The organism is Candidatus Krumholzibacteriota bacterium, assembly GCA_016931295.1.
Classification (GTDB): domain Bacteria; phylum Krumholzibacteriota; class Krumholzibacteriia; order Krumholzibacteriales; family Krumholzibacteriaceae; genus JAFGEZ01.
The window spans coordinates 1-22,117 of sequence record JAFGEZ010000047.1; the positions used below are offsets into that span (position 1 = coordinate 1).

The 22,117-nt window shown below is 62.5% G+C and carries 22 protein-coding genes; 10 read left to right on the forward strand and 12 right to left on the reverse strand.

Features of this window, described 5'->3' with window-relative positions; translation table 11 throughout:
* Nucleotides 1-170: 170 nt before the first annotated feature.
* The 8 genes from cas2e to cas3 form a co-directional block, all read right to left on the reverse strand.
* A complete protein-coding gene (cas2e, locus tag JW876_11550; GenBank protein MBN1886140.1) occupies nt 171-440 on the reverse strand; it encodes a type I-E CRISPR-associated endoribonuclease Cas2 in 270 nt (89 codons plus the stop codon).
* A complete protein-coding gene (cas1e, locus tag JW876_11555) occupies nt 421-1,401 on the reverse strand; it encodes a type I-E CRISPR-associated endonuclease Cas1 (GenBank protein ID MBN1886141.1) in 981 nt (326 codons plus the stop codon). The genes cas2e and cas1e overlap by 20 nt, the downstream gene beginning before the upstream one ends.
* Before the next feature lies 1 nt (nt 1,402).
* Nucleotides 1,403-2,191: a type I-E CRISPR-associated protein Cas6/Cse3/CasE gene (cas6e, locus tag JW876_11560; GenBank protein MBN1886142.1), complete on the reverse strand. Its 789-nt coding sequence runs from the start codon at nt 2,189-2,191 to the stop codon at nt 1,403-1,405.
* Entirely contained in the window at nt 2,188-2,814 is a 627-nt protein-coding gene (gene cas5e / locus JW876_11565) for a type I-E CRISPR-associated protein Cas5/CasD (protein MBN1886143.1), read from the reverse strand. Before cas5e ends, cas6e begins: the two co-directional genes overlap by 4 nt.
* Nucleotides 2,811-4,007 carry a type I-E CRISPR-associated protein Cas7/Cse4/CasC gene (gene cas7e / locus JW876_11570; protein ID MBN1886144.1) on the reverse strand — a complete coding sequence of 399 codons (1,197 nt, stop codon included), beginning with the start codon at nt 4,005-4,007 and terminating at the stop codon, nt 2,811-2,813. Before cas7e ends, cas5e begins: the two co-directional genes overlap by 4 nt.
* 62 nt (nt 4,008-4,069) lie before the next feature.
* Nucleotides 4,070-4,561 carry a type I-E CRISPR-associated protein Cse2/CasB gene (gene casB / locus JW876_11575; protein MBN1886145.1) on the reverse strand — a complete coding sequence of 164 codons (492 nt, stop codon included), beginning with the start codon at nt 4,559-4,561 and terminating at the stop codon, nt 4,070-4,072.
* Nucleotides 4,548-6,188, reverse strand: a complete 1,641-nt coding sequence (gene casA, locus JW876_11580; protein ID MBN1886146.1) for a type I-E CRISPR-associated protein Cse1/CasA — start codon at nt 6,186-6,188, stop codon at nt 4,548-4,550. The genes casB and casA overlap by 14 nt, the downstream gene beginning before the upstream one ends.
* A complete protein-coding gene (gene cas3, locus JW876_11585; protein ID MBN1886147.1) occupies nt 6,181-8,886 on the reverse strand; it encodes a CRISPR-associated helicase Cas3' in 2,706 nt (901 codons plus the stop codon). Before cas3 ends, casA begins: the two co-directional genes overlap by 8 nt.
* 207 nt (nt 8,887-9,093) lie before the next feature.
* Between cas3 and JW876_11590 the strand changes: the two genes are divergently transcribed.
* Genes JW876_11590 through JW876_11605 form a run of 4 tightly spaced genes read left to right on the forward strand, consistent with a single transcriptional unit; the run spans nt 9,094 to nt 12,516 of the window.
* Nucleotides 9,094-10,269 carry a DUF1343 domain-containing protein gene (locus JW876_11590; GenBank protein MBN1886148.1) on the forward strand — a complete coding sequence of 392 codons (1,176 nt, stop codon included), beginning with the start codon at nt 9,094-9,096 and terminating at the stop codon, nt 10,267-10,269.
* Nucleotides 10,266-11,237, forward strand: a complete 972-nt coding sequence (locus JW876_11595; protein MBN1886149.1) for an NDP-sugar synthase — start codon at nt 10,266-10,268, stop codon at nt 11,235-11,237. The genes JW876_11590 and JW876_11595 overlap by 4 nt, the downstream gene beginning before the upstream one ends.
* Nucleotides 11,234-12,250 (forward strand): phosphotransferase, encoded by a 1,017-nt coding sequence (locus JW876_11600; GenBank protein ID MBN1886150.1) that lies wholly within the window; start codon nt 11,234-11,236, stop codon nt 12,248-12,250. Before JW876_11595 ends, JW876_11600 begins: the two co-directional genes overlap by 4 nt.
* The gene (locus JW876_11605; protein ID MBN1886151.1) at nt 12,250-12,516 is read left to right on the forward strand and encodes a TMEM165/GDT1 family protein; all 267 of its coding nucleotides are present in this window, start codon (nt 12,250-12,252) and stop codon (nt 12,514-12,516) included. The genes JW876_11600 and JW876_11605 overlap by 1 nt, the downstream gene beginning before the upstream one ends.
* Nucleotide 12,517: 1 nt before the next feature.
* Here JW876_11605 and JW876_11610 read toward each other — a convergent pair whose 3' ends face one another.
* Nucleotides 12,518-12,778 carry a translation elongation factor-like protein gene (locus JW876_11610; protein MBN1886152.1) on the reverse strand — a complete coding sequence of 87 codons (261 nt, stop codon included), beginning with the start codon at nt 12,776-12,778 and terminating at the stop codon, nt 12,518-12,520.
* 1 nt (nt 12,779) lies between these two features.
* Nucleotides 12,780-13,583: a sugar phosphate isomerase/epimerase gene (locus tag JW876_11615; GenBank protein MBN1886153.1), complete on the reverse strand. Its 804-nt coding sequence runs from the start codon at nt 13,581-13,583 to the stop codon at nt 12,780-12,782.
* Nucleotides 13,584-13,691: 108 nt separating this feature from the next.
* Here JW876_11615 and ftcD point away from each other — a divergent pair, with 108 nt between their 5' ends.
* The 6 genes from ftcD (at nt 13,692) to JW876_11645 (ending at nt 20,728) form a co-directional block, all read left to right on the forward strand.
* Nucleotides 13,692-15,368: a glutamate formimidoyltransferase gene (gene ftcD / locus JW876_11620; GenBank protein ID MBN1886154.1), complete on the forward strand. Its 1,677-nt coding sequence runs from the start codon at nt 13,692-13,694 to the stop codon at nt 15,366-15,368.
* Nucleotides 15,369-15,399: 31 nt separating this feature from the next.
* The gene (locus JW876_11625) at nt 15,400-16,653 is read left to right on the forward strand and encodes a glucose-6-phosphate isomerase (protein ID MBN1886155.1); all 1,254 of its coding nucleotides are present in this window, start codon (nt 15,400-15,402) and stop codon (nt 16,651-16,653) included.
* 27 nt (nt 16,654-16,680) lie between these two features.
* Nucleotides 16,681-17,691, forward strand: a complete 1,011-nt coding sequence (locus tag JW876_11630) for an FAD:protein FMN transferase (protein ID MBN1886156.1) — start codon at nt 16,681-16,683, stop codon at nt 17,689-17,691.
* 123 nt (nt 17,692-17,814) lie between these two features.
* Nucleotides 17,815-18,258, forward strand: coding sequence for a hypothetical protein (locus JW876_11635; protein MBN1886157.1), 444 nt, complete (start codon nt 17,815-17,817; stop codon nt 18,256-18,258).
* Nucleotides 18,255-18,734 carry a hypothetical protein gene (locus JW876_11640; GenBank protein MBN1886158.1) on the forward strand — a complete coding sequence of 160 codons (480 nt, stop codon included), beginning with the start codon at nt 18,255-18,257 and terminating at the stop codon, nt 18,732-18,734. Before JW876_11635 ends, JW876_11640 begins: the two co-directional genes overlap by 4 nt.
* A 155-nt stretch (nt 18,735-18,889) precedes the next feature.
* Complete coding sequence (locus tag JW876_11645; GenBank protein ID MBN1886159.1) at nt 18,890-20,728, forward strand: hypothetical protein; 1,839 nt, start codon at nt 18,890-18,892, stop codon at nt 20,726-20,728.
* A 62-nt stretch (nt 20,729-20,790) separates the two neighbouring features.
* Here the strand turns inward: JW876_11645 and JW876_11650 are convergent, their stop codons facing one another.
* Nucleotides 20,791-21,498, reverse strand: coding sequence for an electron transport complex subunit E (locus tag JW876_11650; GenBank protein ID MBN1886160.1), 708 nt, complete (start codon nt 21,496-21,498; stop codon nt 20,791-20,793).
* On the reverse strand, nt 21,495-22,112 hold the full coding sequence (locus JW876_11655) for an RnfABCDGE type electron transport complex subunit G (protein MBN1886161.1): 618 nt from the start codon (nt 22,110-22,112) through the stop codon (nt 21,495-21,497). The genes JW876_11650 and JW876_11655 overlap by 4 nt, the downstream gene beginning before the upstream one ends.
* Nucleotides 22,113-22,117: the final 5 nt, after the last annotated feature.

The window sequence follows — 22,117 nt, forward strand, 5'->3', positions numbered from 1 at the left end:
TTCACCCCCACGCGCGTGGGGACAATGTAGTCTCAACCGCCGCCGTGGCGAGCGTCAACGGTTCACCCCCACGCGCGTGGGGACAATTCATCTCTCGCTCCTTCCGGTTGGGGTGTCTTCGGTTCACCCCCACGCGCGTGGGGACAATACTTAATATATTGTTGATTTTACTACACTCGGACGAGAAATAGCCCCTCGAAGTCTTTGATCGCCCGTGCCGTTTTCCCCCAACTTCGAATCCGAAATCCCTGTTCATTGTCGCTCGCATGAATCATTAAACAACCGCCATCTCTAGCCCGTCTGCATGCTTTATCCCAGAGCTTATCACGAACCATGGCAGAAATACGTCCAACGAAAACTCCAGCCTTCGGCTCCAGAAACCACCGTGTCAACTCCCCCCGCAACCCCGGCGTAACACGTTCAAGAATCATGATAACCACAATCTTCCCCCGCTTCATAAGTTCCCAGTGGATGGATACGCCCGCCCTCCACTTCCCCCTCTTCAGGATCCCACAATGCACCAGGGGCAGCAGCGTCTTGGTCGAAAAGCACACTGTCACAAGAAACATCTTTCTTGTGCACCATCAAGACCGTCTTGATATCTGGAATAATCCTCTTCAGAATTCGTGTTGCTACAAATTGATCTCGGCATGTCATACGTACCTGACGTTCCAAACTATCTGTTTCTGCCGCGGCAGCCTGGAATGCCACGGGGATTGTTACCTCTGTTTTATAAAGATCGGCTACGTCATACACGAACGACAGCATCTTTCCTGTATGAATAAAACCAAGTGCCGGCGAGAATCCAGCCGATACAATTGCTGCATGACAGATACCGTACAGGCACGAGTTCGCAGCTGATAACGCCCGGTTCACAGGATTCGCATCACTCCAATTTCCCCTGTGGTAACTTCGTCCAGTCCAGGGAACACCTGTTTCACGAGAAGCTCTTGCATAGGTTTCCCGCACTCGCACCCCTTCCATCCCACGGATTTGTCTGAGAGTTAATTCCGGATCTAGTTCCTCGGCAAACCGTAGCTGGTAAAAACGCCGAATGACTTTCATTCGGAGTTTCTCGTGCGCCCACATCCGAGCCTGATGCAGAAAATTCACTGCACTTCGCGTCTCCCCCATACCCGAAGCATAGAACCGTACTCCCTCCTCACCGCACCAGACAACGAGACATCCATGATCCGCGAGGACTGAGATAGCCGCATGAGTAATTGACACACCCGGGCCCAACATGAGCAGAGCCAGTTTGGCGCAGGGGACAGGCACTTTACCGGTTTCGTCATGGATTGCTATCGCTTGAGCTTCCTGATCAATGCGGCAGTGCTCTACATAAAGATAACTCCAACCGTCGCTGAACTTAGGCAGAACGTGCAGATCCTTGATCCTCAAGTCATTCTCTCCGGACCTGAGCCGCAGAAACAGACGCGACGGAGAGAAGCCCGAATCCAAAGGCCTTTCCGGCGCCTATTCCATAAACGATCGTTTTCAGGAAGGAATCCTTGTCCGTAACCCGCAAGTAACCATCAAATAGAATGGATAAGTGCGTTGTCGTATGCCCTCGCGCCATATCCTTCTTTTTGTCCTGCTGTTTTCCTTCGAAGCAAACATTAATGTTCGGGACCAGATGCTCGCCATTCACATCCTTTGATTTCTTCATGAGAAGATTGAAGCCCCCAAACAAACCTTTCCCCCTCACTTGTCCTTTGCGAATCAACCATTCGATTTGTTCCTCTTCACGTCTCAGTTCGACACGTTTACCCCTCATCGCGTCGCCGTGCTTCCCGATACGTTTAGTAGGATTGGCTCGCAAACGAAAAGAGAGGATTTGCCCGTTTCCTATCCTTCGGTACAACGGCATGATGTCTTTGCATTCATATTTTGGCAGATCTGCATCGATGCACAGATAATCATTCAGCCTATCAAGAAAAGACCAGTTCGGTTCTATGCGTGATTGAACATAAACCTTAACCGTACCTCGCTGATCGTCAACCTCCGCACGAAATAGGACACAGAACTCATCGCGCGCTTTAGTATGTTTGTTGTCCGTTAATCCAGGGAAAGCACGCATCAGCGTACGGTGCATTTCATATGGGTGTGAGATTTCACCTACGACCTGCCGGGAGCATGGGTTAAGGATAAGTCGAGAGAGATATAATGATTCAAGAGGCACCGCGCTCATTTCGGCTCTCCTTCTACCCCGAAACAAGTTGTCATAGAACGAGGTTTGAACTGTCGTCTACCGTAGCAAAGTGGCCAATCGTGCTGTGTTCTTTCACCGTCAGGTGTTTCCAGTACAACACGTTTGCTGGATTGCTCCGAAAGAAGATGTTCCTCCAATGTACCAATCTGTAGGCAATCTGTTGAACAAAGTGGTGGAACGGCCAATGGAAAAGCCTTGCGGCCCAGATACAAAATCCAAGCCGGATCGCACAGCGCTTTAGCGATCTCCTCAAGCAATACTATGTTATCCGATTCCAGTCCTACGGTGAAAGACGCATTGGCCAAGTAGTCTCGCTTGGACACGACAGTCGCCACTCCGCTCCCATTCGCCTTGATGACATCCTGAGCTGTGTGGTAGTCGCGCTCTTGCCTTCCCTCCATGTCTATACGAACACCCATTCGAATCGCGTCGAACCTCGAGATATCTTCCCCGCGTGAAATTCCCATGGCCGCGCAGATCAGGCCGAGCACACCGCTTCGAGTCGGCTCCAAGGCCGTATCACGGTAATCGAAACGGCTGCGGTATCCCCACGACTGCATGGGTCCTTCTAAACGCAAGAGAAGGGTGTGTGGCTTGCTCATTTAATCTTCCCCACCTCCATGATTGCCTTTATCGCCTTCTCTACGCTTCCCTTATCAGAGTTTTTGAGTTCGCCGAGCCGACCTTCCTGTTTCATGTGAAAGCATGCGGTCATCTGAATACCTTGATCGCCATAGACCTTTTTCGTCGCTTCCCAATGCTCAGCCAAGGCAGCCACCGACAAACCGACTAGATCATCATCATGTTTTGTAGGACGAACAGGCTTGACGAAAGCATTGGCGAGGGAAATGGGAACACCACCTTGTCGCCTAACGAACAGCCCGAAAGAGGGAAGATTCTGGGCAGCGAAGGAGTTTTGTTTTCCGGTTGGGATAGCGTAAACCATCGCTTCGAGGAAAGCCTTTATCACAGTATCTGCTATCTCGTAGTCTTCGCCTTCGATTTCATGCAACCAATTGCCGTTTCTTCGATCCGTTTTACGCGCGAGATTTCGGGCAAGCTGGTCCCGATCCACGAGAGCATAGCGATAAAAACAGGCACTGTTGTATCCCACGATACCCATCATTCCAGCACCTGTTTCTTCATCGGGATTGAGGTCATCCACGGCGGTGTAAAAATCCATCTCCATATCGACCTTGTGTGTGGATATGGGATGGGCTACCTGGCAGGCACCGTCAGTGTTGCGCCCCGGCTGTTCGGCAAGCATTCGGCCGAAAAGTGCGATATCAGCTGAAACCTTAGCTGCTTTAATGCGTTCCTCGATTTCCTTTTGAGGCTTGAGGTTTCCTTTCTTGGTTGCTTGTTTAGTCAAGTCATCCCAGAGTTCCTTGATTAGCAGTGCACAGACATCAACCTCATCCGGACCGACGAAGATTAATACCTTTGTATTCCCCGCCTTCTTATTGTCTTCAACGGAATAATACAGATCCGTGAAATTACGAATCCCTGCTCGTCGATCTTCCTCTTCAGCCACTTTCTTAGTAAATTCCTTGTCTAGGGCAAGCTTATCGCCAATCAATTGTTGGAGTTTCTTCGTCCTGTCCCCGACAGTAACTGTACCATGTTCACGCCACCAGTCTCGAGCCGCACGCTTTCCACATTGACTCGATACACGCGCCCTCCGAAATCCGCCGAAATAGGCACTCTTGGGCTGCCCGGTGTCATCACGGTTCAGGTTGGACGGAGCGAAGTTCTGAATAAAATGAAGTTCGATTTTAACGCCAGAACCATTCATTGCCTTCTTCCTCCTTGCTGAGTGGAAGTATGATCACCATTCGTATCGAACACGAAACCGACCTACTTTCTCTGTTCCATGCTGTAATAATCGCGTGCCCACCTCAGTTGGACATGGCCTTCCGGGTGATCCCAGTGGAGCAGATCTTCAAAGAGCCGAAACCAGTCAAGCGACTCCTCGTTTGCTTTCAGCAAATTAACGGCATGGCGGAGGTGGTCTGCCAGATTGTCCTGATGCACATTGAGCAATGCGACAAAGCGGGCTTCCATACTGTCACTCTTCCGCCTCAGTGGACGAAATGCCATGCCTAGGGAAATACCGCTCTTGTGTTGCGGAAATGCCCCGAAGAGCGTCGCGATAAGGTAATACCATCGGTCGTTGAAATTGTTTTCGGGCAGATACGGCGAAACGTGCTTATGAACGCGGCCCATCTTTCCTGGTTCCTTTCCTAAACCACTACGCAGATCTGCCAGCGCACCTCGATCTTCTTTACCTTCTTTTGCTAGGTTGAGGAGGTATCCAATAAACGATTTTTGTTTTTCATCCAGACTCATTTCTTGCTGCCTCCCTTGGGTTCGCGTTTTCTTTTTTCAAATTATGCGGTTTGCGGCTGAGATCGTCATTATTGAAATCAGTCTGGATTCGCGCGACTGCCTGAATAGCCCGGGCAGTACTCCCGAGTGAGCGAATGCTCTCTTCCAACGCTCGCCGGGCCTCGCCCTTTATATATTCGCGCCACGCGTTCGTCGCTTCCTGTTGATCGTCCGGTTTCCACTCACCGCTTATCGAATCCCAATCATTTGAGAGATTGTTCAGTAGTTCAAAGAAATGCTTCTCCATCCGTGCCCAGTAAATGGAACGAGGGTCTATTGCGTTTGCCACCCTCGCAACCTCATCCTTGTCGGCTTGCCTGGCACCAGGATATTCTGCATCAGGTGCCAGATAGAGTTTTGCCATCCTGCGTGTTCTACTATTTAGTTCGTATGCCACATTCTCTGCGTTCTCTAACAGTATTCCTAATCGATTAATCATATTGTCATCAGCTAGCAATGCTGCTGGCACAGGCATCCGCTCATGTCTCCATAGCAGGAATTTTCCCGCTTTCTGTACATCAGATGCCAACCCAACTACGTGTGCAACGAATTGCGTCTTCATAGGAAAGAATCCCGTCGAATGGGCTCGAGCAACAAGGTTGAAGCATTCAGGTCTTCGCTCATAGCTTTTTTCCGCTGGGATAGTGAGAATCACATGTGCATCTCGCCATGCAGCCTTCCTGCTACTCAATGATATATATGATATTCCTTCCTCTTTCGACACTCGATACACCTTCATGGGATCCCCTGGGGATTTATCGGCGGACCGCCCTTGCGCGATATACATTCTGGAGAAAGAACCATCATTCGGAAGGAGACGTATAAGCCGGCTCTGCCAAGTAAAAAGGTCAACGACACCCAAAGATGCATTCACTTTTCTTTTTTTCCCAAGGAACTTGTCTCGATATTTATGAGGATCACTCAGTTCCCAAGGCGGCAATGATACTTCTCCAGTGGGAACAAGGTTGATCATCAATGTATCGAACAGCGTCTTGCCCTGAAGCCAGACATTCATGCCTCGCAGTGCGATCGCATCTGCAAAATAAGGCAACGCTTCAAGTTTACCGTTTATATCTGCATTTCCACATTTACCAAATCCCAATGCAAATGATTGGCAAGCAACCAACCATCTTGCTGCTTGAGCAGATACCCAATTTGCCTTCTCGGAATCACTACAATGATCAAAAAGTGTTGCGTTGTTGCCGCTAGCACACTCTGTTGCCAAGCGAGCGATGGGTACTGAATTATTCATTTGTAACCGTGTTATCTGGTAAAAAGGATGGCTATTAGAAATAAGTTCGAAACGGCCATCCCATCTTTTCAAATATTCCTCTATTTTCTCAAAATTTATTGCGCCTCCACTATACAGGTTCTTCCACAAATTGAAATCTTTTGGGCCGTCGTATGCACGGTACAATATCGCCAGTAACAGCCTGTGTACTGCTACGGTGACCAGAGGCGAATCGTCACATATCTCGCGCAATTCGTGAGCCTGTAGGAGTGTGTCACGGATGCCGTGTTCAACGCGCTGACCATGAGAGTCGATGCACGGAATCCAAGGCTCGTCGATAAGATTGAATTCATCCATTGGTATCTCTGTCCTTTTCAATCACAACACCCAGGATCTCATCCACGGTCAACGTGTAATTCCCGATTCGTCCGTGATAATTAGCATCGTACCGTAACAAACGAATATGGCGAAGATATGCATTTTTGGCCCATTCTTCTGGCGACTCACCACTTTCAAATAATTTCCGGAAGATTCCCCGATGGCTCAACTTTACCGAATAGTCGAGTAGCTCGCGCACATCCGAAACGTCGGGGCTGGTAGCAAGGACCTTGTCCTCCGGCACTATTACAACTGTAATGGAAGGATCACCCTCACGCGTCGCAGCCCTTATCGTCTTATGGACCCGTGGATCCTCGTCCTCGACCAACTGATAATTGAATTCCTCTATGAGATCACAAGGGCACCGAGGCGAATTTACTAATAGCCGACTTGCCGCCTTTGCTGATTCGTTGCAGTCGTATTCCATGCGCTGTTTCGCCTCTTCCAAGGCGGCGTTCCACTCATTGCCGCTGCATGGAGTCAACTCCCCATACACTGCCTCCACCAGTTCCTCGATTTCGTTCGGCACTCCGAGTTTCTTTCGCTGGCGAAGGGCCAGCCACGTTCGTAAAAGAACATATCGATCGTAAACGAACTCTATGCTCTGTCCAAAAGATTGGGGAGGGAGTCCGTTTGACTCAGCATCACAGAGAACGATGAATCGAGGCGTTTCCAAATTATCCGGGCGTTGACGACGATGACGATGCAGACGACCTGAGCGCTGGAGTAGTAAATCGACAGGGGCGATCTCTGAAAACATGATATCGAAATCCAAATCAAGACTCTGTTCGATAACCTGCGTCGCAACAAGGACGGCACGAATCGGACGTTCCGGGTTTGCGTAGGTTCCATCTGGCTGCTTCGCACCCTTGCCGAACTTGCGCAAGACTTCTGATTCGCGTTCTTGCCGCCACTTCCGGAGCGTGCGAGCCTGGAATAGCATGCATTCGGTGCCCATAAGGTTGTCTCTGAGGTATTTATAGATTTCTATAGCGCGGTTGACCGTATTACAGATGACGGCAGCGCAACCACCGTGTTCCAAGTGCTGTCTAAGACTTTCGGTAATAGCGGTCAGACCGGTTTCTGAAAAGTGCAAGTCAACACAATACGGCTTCTCTATTTGGATCTCAGCACATACCGGAGAACTGGCGGCCTGGTCATTTGGATATCGACGTGGTTTGGCCAGGGTGATTCGTGGATAGCGCTTGTGTTCACATTCGTTCCGTCCGGAATAAGCTTTGACGAATGCTTCTCGTTTGGCCTCCGGAAGTGTTGCAGATAACAGAATGATGGTGCAATCCACTTCTGCAAGCCAATGTAAAAGCCTTTCGAGTATAGTGCTCATGTACGTATCGTAAGCGTGAACCTCATCAAAAATCACCACCTTGCCCGCCAACCCAAACAGACGCACGAACCAGTGTCTTGTTTGAAGAACACTTAATAGGCTTTGGTCGATGGTACCGACACCGAACGTCGCCAGCAGAGGTCGTTTTCTCGCAGTGAACCAGGATTGCGCTCGCACATCGCCTTCGTCTCCAATACTCGTTGGCTTGAATTCCGAAATCTCTCCTTCTTTCACTTCTTCCTGCGCTAGACGGGCATCGCCATGCACGAGCTGCAAATTGAGTTTCCCTTGGTGACCACGACTTCCAAGGTAATCGTCCGAGACCCTTTTATACATCGCATTCCCGGTTGCCTGGGTTGGCATGGCGATATACATGCCGCACGCAAAGCCTCTACACATAGCCATGTCTGCCGCATAGAAAGCAACTTCGGTCTTTCCTAGGCCCATTGGTGCTTCGACAATCATGAGATACGGAGAATGTTGATTAGATGCCAATTCGATCGCAGTTGTCTGGAGAATATTTGGGATAAATCCACTAAAAACAGCATCGAACCGAGTCTCATCTGCAAAAGACACAGCCGGCAACCAACCTAGTTTCTCAAGAGCATTTTGCGCTTGATTTTGTGCATATATCCAATATTCCTCTGCATCACTTTCAATGGGAGTCTCACATTTGGCAACACATCTGAAATAATCCTGATTCGAGCCGATCCAATCCACAACAGAGATTAAGCCGGCGAGCATGGGAACGAGGGCCGGGTCCCTGATCTCGGACATTTTTCGAGCCACTTGGCTTAAGTCGAAATCCACGATATCGGCGAATTCCAGAAGAAGCCCATTTCTCGCCTCACTCCAGCATTTATTTCCGAGCGTATCCACACCCATACGGAGGTCGGTCGATCGCGGGAAAACACCGTGGTGGCCTCCGGCAATCTGTGATAGAACAGCGGCAGCCGAGCAAGAACCGAGAAAATCATTTAAAACATGAGCGCTAATAATCCCATGAGGACAACTATGATCGTGTTTTGTGAATGGAAGTCCCAAATTCTGGGAAATTTCCTGAACTTTCTTCTGGAATCCCGGACTGGCTTTACCTATATCATGCGCACCGGCCAGGAACACGACTTGGGTACGCGCATCAGTTCCAAGCGAGCATTTGAACCTGTTGTGAATTTGTTGTGAAAGGAATTGATCCCAGACTAGGCCAGCCACTGCGGCAACATCGAGCATGTGGTACAATAAGGGGTGATATTGGCAATCAGAGAGAATTCGATTCGACGTGCCTCCCCGTTTCGTCTTGCCCCATATTGTATATCCCTTGTATTGAAACATCACGATGCACAACCTCACGTCACCTAGCATGTTTCGTTGAGACCCTATTTCTAAACATATATCGGCACATCCGTCAAGCCTGCATATGTTCCGATCGCCAACCGATTGAATAATCTGGACCTTATCCTCGTTCGGGGATTATCATCATCAAGATATCCCTTTGCCCCCGCCGCGTGATTCGACGGCGGAACCGAACATAGGAGGACGATGACCAGAAGCGGACTCGACAGGATCGCGGCGGCCGGCGGCGGCACGCTCGGGGGCCGGCGGATCGGGCTGCTCGCGAACCAGGCCTCCGTCGCGGCCGACCTCCGCCACGCCGCCGATATCCTCGCCGGCCTTCCCGTCGAGCTGGCCGCGCTCTTCGGCCCCCAGCACGGCTGGCGGGGCGAGACGCAGGCCAACATGATCGAGTGGGAGGGCTTCCGCCATCCCCGCCTCGGCATCCCCGTCTATTCCCTCTACGGCGAGCGCCGCGAGCCCGATCCCGCGTGGCTGGCCGGCCTCGACGCGGTCGTCGTCGATCTTTTCGACGTCGGCGCGCGCCCCTACACCTTTCTCTGGACCGCCGTGCTGATGGCGCGCGCGTGCGCGGCGGCCGGCGTCGACCTCGTCGTCCTCGACCGCCCGAACCCGATCGGCGGCCGCCTCGTCGAGGGCCCGCTCCTCTCGCCCGGCCACGAGTCCTTCGTGGGCCTCTCCTCACTGCCGATGCGCCACGGCATGACGATGGCCGAGCTGCTCGCGATGATCGCCGATCGCGAGGGAACGGGCGGCGCGATCGAGGCCGTGCCCCTCGAGAACTGGACGCGCGGGATGTCCTTCGCCGATACGGGGCTGCCGTGGGTCGCCCCCTCCCCGAACATGCCGACGCCGGAGACGGCCCTCGTCTATCCCGGCGCGGTCCTGTTCGAGGGAACGAACCTCTCCGAGGGACGGGGCACGACGAAGCCCTTCGAGCTCGTCGGCGCGCCGTGGCTCGACGCCGACCGCCTCGCCCGCGACCTCGCCGATCGCGGCCTTCCCGGCGTCTTCTTCCGCCCGGCCTGGTTCGAGCCCCGGTGGGACAAGCACGCCGGCGAGCTCTGCGGCGGCGTCCAGATCCACGTGACCGACGGCGACCTCTTCCGTCCCGTGCGCTGCGCCGCCGAGACGATCGCCGCGGCCGCCGCCATCGCCCCGGATCGCTTCCGGTGGCTCGAGGGCCCCTACGAGTACGAGGCGCGCCGCCTTTCGATCGACACGATCGCCGGCGGCCCGGCCCTGCGCGAGGCGATCGACGCGGGCGGCGGGCTCGATGCGCTCTTCGACGGATGGACGGCTGATGAGGCGGCCTTCGCCGCCGACCGCGCCCCCTGGCTCGGCTACGGGGAGAGGGCATGACCGCCGAACAAACGCGGATCGCGGGACTGATCCTCGCCGCGGGGCGCGGGTTGCGGATGCGCCCGATCACCGGCGCGATCCCCAAGGCGCTCCTCCCCGTCCTCGGCCGTCCGATGATCGATACGGTCGCGGCGAAGCTGCGCCGGTCGGGCGCGGCGGCCGTCCACCTGAACGCCTTCCACCTCGCCGACGCCCTCGCGGATCATCTCCGCCGCGCGGGCGTCGAGGCGACGATCCACCGCGAGACGTCGCTCCTCGGCACGGGGGGCGGGATCGGCAACATGGCCGCATCCCTCCGCCTCTTCGACGTCGCGCTCCTCAACAACTGCGATGTCATCGCCTCGATCGATTTCGCCGCTGCCCTCCGGCGCCACGAGGCGAGCGGCGCCCTGGCCACGCTCCTCTGCCTGCCCCCCGGCGGCGCTGCCCCGCCGCCGAGCGTCCGGGTGGACGGCGCGTGCCGCGTGACGGCAATCGGCGGAAGGAGAGGCGATCTCGGGTACACGGGGATGGCCGTCCTTTCTCCCGGCGCCCTCGCGCGTTTTCCCGCCGACCGCGCCGGCGGATTCGTCGAGACGATCCTCGCCCTCGCGGCGGAGCGGCCCGGCGCGGTGATCGCGCTCGACCTCTCTGCCGACGGCCCCGTCTCGTGGGCCGAGACCGGATCGGTCGGGGCCTACCTCGACCTCCACCGCCGCATCCTCGCCGGGGGGGAGCGCTTCGATCCCGCCATCCCCGAGGCGTCGGGCGCGTTGCACGTGGCCGCGGACGCACGCGTCGGCGCTCGCCTGCGGTGGGAGGGCTTCGCCGAGATCGGCCCCGGCGCCGTCGTGGGCGACGATGTCCGCCTCGTCGAATCGGTCGTCTTTCCCGGCGCCGTCGTTCCCCCGGGAAGCGAGCTCCGCCGCCGGATCGTCTGGCCGGGCGGCGTCGTCGCGGCGGACGGGGAACGAGGAGGCGGGGCATGAACACGGGCTGTCGGGCGATCGACCGCGCCGTCGAGCTCTTCTGCCTGCTTCCCGGGGCGGGGCCGGTTTCCCCGGCCGTCGAGGAGATCGCCCACGGTGGCAGCGACCGCCGCTTCCTCCGGCTCCGCGGCGCGGCCCTCTCGGCGGTGGCGGCGATCGATCCGCCCGGGGGCGCGACGGCCGACTACGCCGCCGTCGCCGCCTTCCTCGCCGAATGCGGCGCCCCCGCGCCGGCCCTCTACGGCGTCGACGAGGCGACCGGCGTCCTCCTGATGGAGGATCTCGGCGACCGTCACCTCGAGACCGCCCTCCTCGAGACGGACGCGGCCGGGGAACGGCTGCTCTACGAGCGGTGCATCGACCTTCTCGTCGACCTCCAGACGACCGTCACGCGGCGGATGGAAGAGACGGGCCTGCTCGCCGACCGCCCCTTCGACCTGACCTGCCTGCTCGCCGAGACCGACTATTTCCGGGAGACCTTCGTCGAGGGATTCTGCGCCGCGGCCGCACCGGCTGGCTGGGAAGAGGAGCGGCGCGCCGTCGCGGCGCGGCTCGCCGCCTTGCCGCGCGTCTTCATGCACCGTGATTTCCAGAGCCGGAACATCCTCCTCGCCGCCGGCCGGCTCCGCCTCGTCGACCTCCAGTCGGCCCACCGCGGCCCGGGGGTCTACGACGCGGCCTCCCTCCTCCGCGACCCCTACCACCCGATCGGCAACGATCTCCGGGCGAGGCTGATCGATCGGCTGTACGCGGGGCTCGCACGGGGAGGCGCCGATCTTTCCGGCCGCGGCCGATGGGAGAAGGACCTCCTCCTCGCCGGCATCCAGCGCAACGAGCAGGCGCTCGCCGCCTTCGCCCGGCTCGGCGCGCAGCGCGGCAAGAGGCGGTTCCTCGACTCCATCCCTGCGGGGCTCGCCTCGCTTCGCGCGGGGCTCGCCGCGGCCGGCGACCTCCCGGCGAGCGCCGCGCTCGCGGAGACACTGGATTCGATCGTCAGGAGAAAGGACCTGTGATGTGGCGCGTCTTCTTCACGACCTTCGCCGTGATGTTCCTCGCCGAGCTGGGCGACAAGACCCAACTCACCGTCATCGCGTGCTCGTCGCGATTCAACAACCCGCGCGTCGTCTTCGCCGGCGCGGCGGCGGCGATGATCGCGGCCACCGCCATCGGCGTGGCCGTCGGCACCTTCCTGCCGTCGCTGCTCGGCGAGCGCGTGATCCGCTGGATCTCGGGGGGCCTCTTCGTCTTCTTCGGCCTGCTGATCCTGGCCGGGAAGTAGGCTACTTTCCGACGACCTTGAAGACGGTGTCGTGCGCCCGCGCCCGGTCGCTGATCCTGATCCCCACGTTCGCGCCGGCCTCGGCCTCCTCGACCGTCTCGTGCTCGACCTGCATCGAGACGATCGTCTCGGTGAAATCGGTGGTGTGCCCGTGGAAGTGCAGCGTGTCGCCCACGCGGATCTTCCCGGCCGTCACCTCGACGGCCACCACGCCGACCTTCGCGAAGTAGTCGGCGACCCGTCCGACCTCGATCTCCTCCATCTCACGCTCCTTTCAAACGCTCCACGCCCGGCCGGCGCGGCCCGGCGAGAAGCCGTTCGACGAACCGTTTCCCCTCCGCCGCCCGCGGATGATCGACCTCGAGGTCGAGAAGCGGGAGCGCATCCCTCCCGGCGAGGAGGGAGGCCAGCGCGGGGAAATCGAACGAGCCCCGCCCGGGCGGCAGGTGGTCGTCCGAGCTTCCGTCGTTGTCGTGGAGATGGAGCGCGGCGGTGCGGTCGCCCACCCCCCGCCACCACTCGCAGACCGGGCGGCGGGAGAAGACGTTCACGTGCCCCGTGTCGAGGCAGAATCGCAGTCCGGGATCACCGGCGAGGTCGGCGAGCTGGAGCAGGACCTCGGGCCGGTCGTCCCACGTGTTCTCGAGGGCGATCGTCACGCCGGCGCGATCAGCGCGCTCGAGGAGGCGCGGGAACCGATCCCGCCAGTTCCGGAACCAGAGCCGGCGCCCGTGGCGCGAGAACTGCGGCAGGTAGCCGGTGTGCATCACCATGACCGCGCCGCCGAGGATCGCCGTCACGTCGATCGCGCGCAAGAGGGCTTCGATCGAGTAGTCGGAGATGTGCCGGTCGATGCTCGCCACGTCGAGGCCGAAGAAGGGGCCGTGCGTGAAGGTGCGCCATCCGCGCTCGTCGACGATCGACCTGAGCCGGGAAGCGTCGCCGTCGGTCATGGCCATGAGACCGTCGACGTCCGTCATCCGCAGCTCGGGCAGGAGCTTCTCTTGCTCGAGGAAGGGGACGCTCTCCGCGAGGCGATCGATCGGGACGCTGACGTGCAGTTCCATCGGGCCGTTCTTCCCGCGACAGGCTTGTCTTGACCTGCCGCGCCATCAGTTTATATTCTCCCCTATATTGCCCGATATCGGCCGCCGAGACAAGGAGTGAAACCGATGATGAGACTGGTGGAATGCGTTCCCAACTTCAGCGAGGGCCGCGACATGTCCCGGATCGACCGGATCACGGCCGAGGTCGCCGCCGTCGAGGGGGTCAAGCTGCTCGACGTCGATCCCGGCCGCGACACCAACCGGACGGTCGTCACCTTCATCGGCGACCCCGACGCGGTCGTCGAGGCGGCCTTCCGCGCGATCAGGCGCGCCGCCGAGGTCATCGACATGTCGAAACACTCGGGGGCGCACGCGCGCATGGGCGCCACCGACGTCTGTCCCTTCGTCCCCGTCTCCGGCGTGACGATGGAGGACTGCGCCGAGCTGGCACGCCGTCTCGGCGCGCGCGTGGGCGATGAGCTCGGCATCCCCGTCTATCTCTACGAGCACGCGGCGAGCGTCCCGGAACGGCGCAACCTCGCCGACGTCCGCGCCGGCGAGTACGAGGGGCTCGCCGAGAAGCTCGCCGACCCCGCCTGGAAGCCCGACTTCGGCCCCGCCGCGTTCAACGCGGGAGCCGGCGCGACGGCGATCGGCGCGCGCGAGTTCCTCATCGCCTACAACGTCAACCTCAACACTCGCGACACGAGAATCGCCCGCGACATCGCCTTCGCGATCCGCGAGAAGGGACGGATCAAGCGCGACGCCGGGGGCCAGATCGTCCGCGACGAGGCGGGGAAGGCCCTCCGCGAGCCGGGGATCTTCAAGGACGTCAAGGCGGTCGGCTGGTACATGGCCGACTTCGGCCGAGCGCAGATCTCGATCAACCTCACGAACTACAAGGTCTCGCCGCCGCACCGCGTCTTCGACGAGTGCCGCCGCATCGCGAACGAAATGGGCACCCGCGTCACGGGGAGCGAACTGGTCGGCTTGATCCCCATCGAGGCGATGCTCGTGGCCGGCCGCCACTACCTCGGGAAGCAGGGGCGGACCGAGGGCGTGCCCGAGAGCGAGCTGGTGCACATCGCGGCCTTGTCCCTCGGCCTCGGCGACCTCTACCCGTTCGAGCCGGACAAGAAGATCATCGAGTACCAGTTCCGGCGCGAGGGCGCCCTCGCCGCGATGACCGTCGAGCGATTCGCCGACGAGCTCTCCACCGATTCCCCCGCCCCGGGCGGGGGGAGCGTGGCCGCCCTCTGCGGCGCGCTCGCCGGCGCGCTCGCGGCGATGGTCGCCGCCCTCACGCACGGCAAGAAGGGATACGAGGCGGTCGCCGACGGCATGGTCGAGACGGGCGTCGCGGGACAGCGTCTCAAGGCGGCCTTCCTCGCCGACGTCGACCGCGACACCGACGCCTTCAACCTCCTCATGGACGCGATGCGCCTGCCGAAGAAGACGGACGCGGAGAAGACGGCCCGGCTCGCGGCGATCGAGGAGGCGACGAAGGGAGCCACCCTCGTCCCCCTCGACGTGCTCCGCCGCTCGAAGGAAGCGGCCGCGCTCGCGCGCCGCGTCTGCGAGGAGGGCAACCGCAACTCGATCAGCGACGCCGGCGTCGCCGCCCTCGCCGCCCGGACGGCGGCCCAGGGCGCCTGGATGAACGTGGTCATCAACCTCCCCGGGATCGAGGACGACGCCTTCAAGAGCGATGTCCGGGCCGAGGCGGACCGGCTCCGCGCCGAGGTGACCGCCCACGCCGACGAGACCGTCGCGATGACCGCGCGGGCACTCGGGGCGGACAGGTGACCGGGCCGCCGCGCCCGGAAAGGAGCACGTCATGATCACCCTCGATGCGAGCGGCGCGCCGCGCGCGGCGGACGAACGGGCGCGAGAGGCGCTCGCCTCCCTCCTCGACCGGCGGGTTCCGGGATCGGAGATGCTCGGCTGGCTCGACCTGCCGCACGCACCCGCCCGGGAGATCGGCCGCATCGAAGACGCCGCGAAACGGATACAGGACGAGAACGATCTGCTCGTCGTCGTGGGAATCGGCGGCTCGTGGCTCGGCGCGAAGGCGGCGATCGACGCCCTCGCCCCCGCCGGCGGCTTTCCCGTGCGCTTCGCCGGGACCAGCCTCTCCCCCGGCGGCCTCGCGCGCCTGCTCGACGAGATCGCCGGCACGCGCTTCGCGATCTGCGTCGTCTCCAAGTCGGGCACGACGACCGAGCCGGCGATCGCCTTCCGGCTCCTCCGCCGGGCCCTGCTCGACAGCGTCGGGGAGAAGGGCATGGCGCGGCGGATCGTCGCCGTCACCGACCCCGCGCGGGGCGCGCTGCGCCGCATGGCCGCCGAGCGCGACTGGACGACCTTCGACATCCCCCCCGACGTCGGGGGACGGTTCAGCGTCCTCTCCCCGGTCGGTCTTTTGCCGATCGCCGCGGCGGGCATCCCGATCGCCCCCTTCATGGCGGGAGCCGCCGGCGCCCTCGACCGCTTTACACGCCTCGACGGGGAGAACGACGCCCTCCGCTACGCGGCGATCCGCGACCTCCTCCACCGGGAGGGCACGGCGATCGAGGTCCTCTCCACGTTCCATCCCGAGCTGGCGACGGTCGGCGAGTGGTGGAAGCAGCTCACCGGCGAGAGCGAGGGAAAAGACGGCAAGGGGCTCTTCCCCGCTTCGGCCGTCCTCACCACCGACCTCCACTCCCTCGGTCAACTCCTCCAGGAGGGCACGCGCTCGATCCTCGAAACATTCCTCACGGCGCGCCGGCCGTCGCGCGACCTGGCGATACCGGCCGATCCCGACGACCTCGACAATCTCAACTATCTCGCCGGCAGGAGCCTCGGCGAGGTCAACCGGATCGCCTGGGAGGGCACGCGCGACGCCCACGCCGCCGGCGGCCTCCCGGTCCTCACGATCGAAATGGACGCCGTCACGCCCGGATCGATCGGCGAGCTCTTCGTCTTCTTCGAGATCGCGATCGCCGTCTCGGGGCTCTGCCTCGGCGTGAACCCCTTCGACCAGCCGGGCGTCGAGGAGTACAAGGCCCGTATCTTCCGGCTGCTCGGCAAGCCGGGGTACGCGGAATGACCACCGCCGGAAGGACGTGATCGAACGATGCCCGCGCGCAGACTCCCCCCCGCCCTCGCGGCGCTTTTCGCCCTCCTTCTCTCCGCCTGCGGGGGCGACGATCCCGTCGTCGAAGAGACATTCGTCATGGGGACGGTCGCCTGGGTGAAGATCCACGGCCTCGCGCCGCGAGAGGCGGAAGCGGCCGCCGCCGAGGCGCTCGCCGAGCTGCACCGAGTCGAATCGGTGATGAGCGTCTGGAAGGAGGAGAGCGAGCTCTCCCGCCTCAACCGGGCGGCGGACGGCCTGCCGCACCGGCTTTCCGAAGAGCTCTTCGACGTCATCGGCCGCGCCCTCGATTTCTCCCGCATCACCGAGGGGGCCTTCGATGCGACGACCGGCCCCCTCGTCGAGCTGTGGGGATTCCGGGGGGGCGAGCCGGCCGTTCCCTCGGTGGCCGCGCTCGACTCGGCGCTGGCCGTCGTCGGCTCGACGCGGATCGTCGTCGACCGGTACGACCGCGCCCTCACCCTGCCGCCGGGGATGCGCATCGACCTCGGCGGCGTCGCCAAGGGGTACGCCGTCGACCGGGCCGCCGCGATCCTGCGCAGCCGCGGCGCGTCGAGCGCCCTCGTGAACGTCGGCGGCAACATGTACGCCCTCGGCGCACCGCCCCGACGCGGGGGGTGGACGATCGGGATCCGCGATCCGCGCGGCGGCGACGGCATCGTCGGATCGCTTCTCCTCCGCGACGAGGCGGTCGCCACGAGCGGCAACTACGAGAACTTCGTCGAGATCGGCAACCGGCGGTACGGCCACATCATCGACCCGCGCGACGGCCGCCCCGTCGACCGGGTGCTCGGCGTGACGGTGGTCGCGAAGACGGCGATGGCCGCCGACGCCCTCTCGACGGGCCTCTTCGTCCTCGGCCCCGAACGGGCGCCCGTCGCCCTCGCCACGTCCAGGGCACGCGCCCTCTTCGCCCTTCCCGACGGGGAAGGGGTCCGCTACGTCCCCCTCGGCGATTTCGGGGACGCCCTCCGGCTCGACCGCCCCTGACTTCCACCCGGCGTCCCGCTTTCGCCGCCCGCCCGGTTGAATTCCGTTGCGCCCCGGCCGGCTGGTGCCCTATAACGATTGCACGGGGGAACTCCGACACGACAACGGACAGGAGGCGACGACATGCGTATCGTCCACGTATCCGCTTTCGCAGCGGCTCTTCTGGCGGCCGCCCCGTTCTCCGCGCCCTCGCCGGCCGACGAGGTCCCGATGACCGCTGCGGCGATCCACGCCGAGCTCGAGACGGGCGCGACCGCGCTGATGACGGCCGGCTGCGCCACGTCCGGCTGCCACGCGGGCCGGTTCCCGCGGGCCGGGCTCGACCTTTCCGCCGGCGCCTTCCCCGCGTCGGTCGTCGGCGCGCCGAGCCGGAAGGCCGAGGGACGGCTTCTCGTCGATCCGGCCGATCCCGCGGCGAGCTACCTCATGGCGAAGATCGTCGGCGAGGAGGGGATCGTCGGCGACCGAATGCCCGACGATGCGCCGCCGATGGCCGAAGCGGACGTGCGACTGCTGCGGCTCTGGATCTGCGGCGTGCACGTGGCGGCGGGAGGCGGTGGACGATGAGCGTTCGGCGGCCGGTCGGCGCCGCCCTCGCGCTCGGCCTCCTCTCGCTCGGCGGGCTCTTCCTGCACCTGCGGCTGCACCCGCTTCCCGTCGACCCGGCCGATCCGCGGAACCCGGCGAACGTCCTGCCGGCGGTCTTCGGCGTCGTGAGCGCGATCGCCGTCCCGGCGATGCTTTTCTTCAAGCGCACATGGCTCGCCGGCTACCTCATCAACGGGATGAGCGTCGTCGTCGGCACGATCACGATGGCGCACCTCTCGATCGCCCATCCGCCGCCGGGGGGCGCCGGCGCCCTGCTTCTGCGGTCGATGATCCCGAACATCCTCATCCTTTTCGCGAAGCTCCCCGTCGGGCAGTCGGCCCTCCGCCACTGGCGGCCGGACGGGACGGGACGGATGTTCACCACCGCCTGGTGGCTGCGCCACTTCGCATATCTCGGCGCGGCCTACGCGCTCGGCTTCTTCCTGTGGAGGTGACGTGTTGCGTTACCTGATACGATTCAGGGCGGGGTGGTGGATCGTCCACGTCGCGGCGATCCTGTTCGTCCTCTGGCTCGGGCACGTGGTGAAGTTCTGAGGGACTGCCCCCGCGCTTCTTCCGGGCTATCATATCCCCGGGGGGAGGAATTACCATGGGAGTCGCACGTTCGCTCGCGCGGCACGCGCCGGCCGTCGCGCTCGTCTGCCTGTTCGCCGGCTGCGAATCGATCGGCGAGACGATCGGGATCACCGGGTTCCCCGAATGGGAACCGGTCGGCGGCCCGCCGGGAGGCACGATCGTCGATGTCCTCGAGGCGGCGCCCGGCGTGCTGGTCGCATCGAGCGCCGACCGTGGCCTCTTCCGCTCGACCGACGGCGGCGCCTCCTGGGTGCCGGTCCTGTCCTTCCCGCCGGAGACATGCGTTCGCATGTTCGCATCCCCCCACCCGGACACCGTGCTGGCCATCGTCAACGACAGGAGGATCCTGCGCTCGACCGACGGAGGCGCGACCTGGCCGGTCGTCGCATCGGAAATCGGCGGCGTCGAGCTCCTCGCGGGACCCGGCCGGGTCTACTGCCGGACCTTCGACGGTATCCTCCGCTCGACGGACGCCGGGGAGAGCTGGACGACCGTCTTGTCCATCGAGGCCTCCCGGCTGCACGCCGTCACCTCCGCGGGACACGTCTACGTCTCGACGTCGCGGGAACTGCACCGCTCGACAAACGGGGGCGACAGCTGGTCGCGCATCGACAACGGCGCCATAGGGGACCTGATTACCGCCGCCGCCGTCCTCCCGGGCGTTGGCATCTTCGTCGGCACGAGCATGCGCTCGGTCTTCCTCTCCCCGGACGACGGCGCGACGTGGCGCGCCGTCGGCGCGCACGCCTTCGGCGACGACGCCCTCGTGTGGCGCATCTCGACGGTCGGAAAGGAGGCCTGGGTCGACGCCGACGACCGGGGCATCTTCGCGACGGGGGACGGGGAGACCTGGCGCAGGACGAACCTGCCGGTCTTCTCCCTCTGGTGCATCCGCGCCGTGAGCGGCTCCGGCGCGATCGTCGGCACCCGCAGCGCGGGCGCGTGGACTACGACGGACGGCGGCGACTCCTGGTCGCCCCTCCCCCTCGATATCGGGATCGCCGAGCCGCACGACATACTCCCCGTCGCCGGCGGGGGCATCCTCGTCGCGACGTCATGCGCCGGACTCTGGTACTCCCCGCCGGGAACCGGGTCGTGGCGCCCCGCCAACGGCGGCATCCGCGAACCCGCGGCATATTTCCTGCGGCACGGTCCCGGCGGCGACCTGTGGGCGATAACGACCGGCGGCCTGCACCGTTCGGCCGATCTCGGCGTCAGCTGGGAATGCGCGTCAAGGGAATCTCTCCTCGGATTCTGCCGGGGCTTCGACGTCGGCCCGGACGGGCGCCTGTGGCTCGCCTCATGCTCGGTCAACCTAAAGGAACGGGGAATCTTCGTCTCTTCGGACGGGGGCGCGTCCTGGATCCGTTCATTCGATTCCGCCCCGGACCTCGAATGCGTGCGGTGCCTCCTGGCGGCGCCGGACGGAAGGATCGCCGCCGCGGCGGACGGCCTCGGCGTGCTCGTGCTCGAGGAGGGGGCGGACGCATGGGCCGGGGCCGGGCTCGCAGGAGAGAGCGTGCGCGCGCTGGCCGCGGCGGGCGGGGGGCGCCTGGTCGCCGGCGGCCACCGCGACGTTTGGCTGTTCGACGCGATCGTCGGGGGCTGGCGCTCGCTCGGGCTCGACGCGGGAGCGACGCGTCTCTTCAGTTTGGTGGGCGGCATCCTCGCGCTGACCTGGGAAACGGAGCGTCTCGTCTTCATGCCGACCGGCGGCGACTGGTTCCCCTTCGACGACGGCATGGACGGCCGCCGCATCCGCGACGTCGAGATCGACGCCGGGGGCCTCGGGTGGGCGGCGACGGGAGACGGCGTCTGGCGAACGACGGAGCCCTGCTCCTGGCTCGAATAGCAGCGAGCCCGCCCGGCGAAGCCGGGCGGGCTCGTATCGTCGATTCGACGCCGCCGGCGCGGTCAGTCCGCCGCGTCCGCCGGCTTCTCCCGCTTGAACTCCCCGAACCAGCTCGTGTGGATCGCGCAGGTCGAGCAGTCGTGCTCGCGGCGGATGAGCGGCGTGCGCCCGGCCTTCTCGGCGAGGCGGATCTCGGCGTTGTTCATCAGGCCGAGGAGGATCCCGAGGACGACGAAGGCCCCCGGCGGCAAAATCATGAGCAGCAGGGGCAGGTAGCCGTCGCCGAAGACGGCCGCCCCGAAGATCGTCCCGTTGCCGAGGAGCTCGCGGATCGCGCCGATCAGCACGAGCGAGATCGTGAAGCCGAGCCCCATCCCCAGGCCGTCGACGATCGAGATCGCCACGCGGTTCTTCGAGGCGAAGGCCTCGGCCCGCCCGAGGATGATGCAGTTCACGACGATCAGCGGGATGAAGAGCCCGAGGCTCTTGTGCAGGGCGTGGAAGTAGCCGTTCATCACGAGATCGACGATCGTCACGAAGGTGGCGATCGTCACGATGAAGGCGGGGATACGGATCTTCTTCGGGATGATCGAGCGCATCGCGGCGATCACCGCGTTCGAGCAGACCAGCACGAACGTGGCGGCGAGCCCCATGCCGATCCCGTTCTCGGCCGTCGTCGTGACGGCGAGGGTCGGGCAGAGCCCGAGGACGAGGCGGAAGATCGGGTTCTCCGCCCAGAAGCCCTTGGTGAATTCCCGGACGGCGCTCATCGCTCCACCTCCCGCGCCGCGTCCGCGGCGGTCGCGAATATCTCTCCGCGGTGCGCGGCGAAGAAGCGCAGGCCCTCGGCCACCGCGTTCGTCACGGCCCTCGACGAGATCGTCGCCCCCGTGATCGGCACGAACGTGCCGCCGTCCTTCGTAACGGCCCACGTCGCCGGATCCTCGAGGCTCGTTCCGCCGTACTGGAGGCGGAAGGCCTCCGTCTCGATCTTGGCGCCGAGCCCGGGCGTCTCGAGATGGCGGAGGATCTCGATCCCCCGCACCACGCCGAGCGTGTCGACGCCGACCATGATCGCGATCTCGCCCGAGTAGCCGTCCATCGACACGACGGGGAAGGCAGCGCCGACGACCGCGTTTCCGAGCCTGCCGCGGTAGAAGGTCGTCTCGAGGGTGTCGCCGGCGAAAACGACCGGAAGAACGACCGTATCCTCGTCGGGCTTGTTGTCGAAGGGCGGCAGCACGCTGCGCACGGCGCTGAGCGTCTCCTCGCGGAGGGCGTTGCGGATCGGCTCTTCCGTCTTTGCGCTGACGTATGCCAGCACGCCCGCAGAGACGGCGGCGATGATCGTGAGGACCGCGCAGAGCCTGAGAATCTCCTTCATCGTCG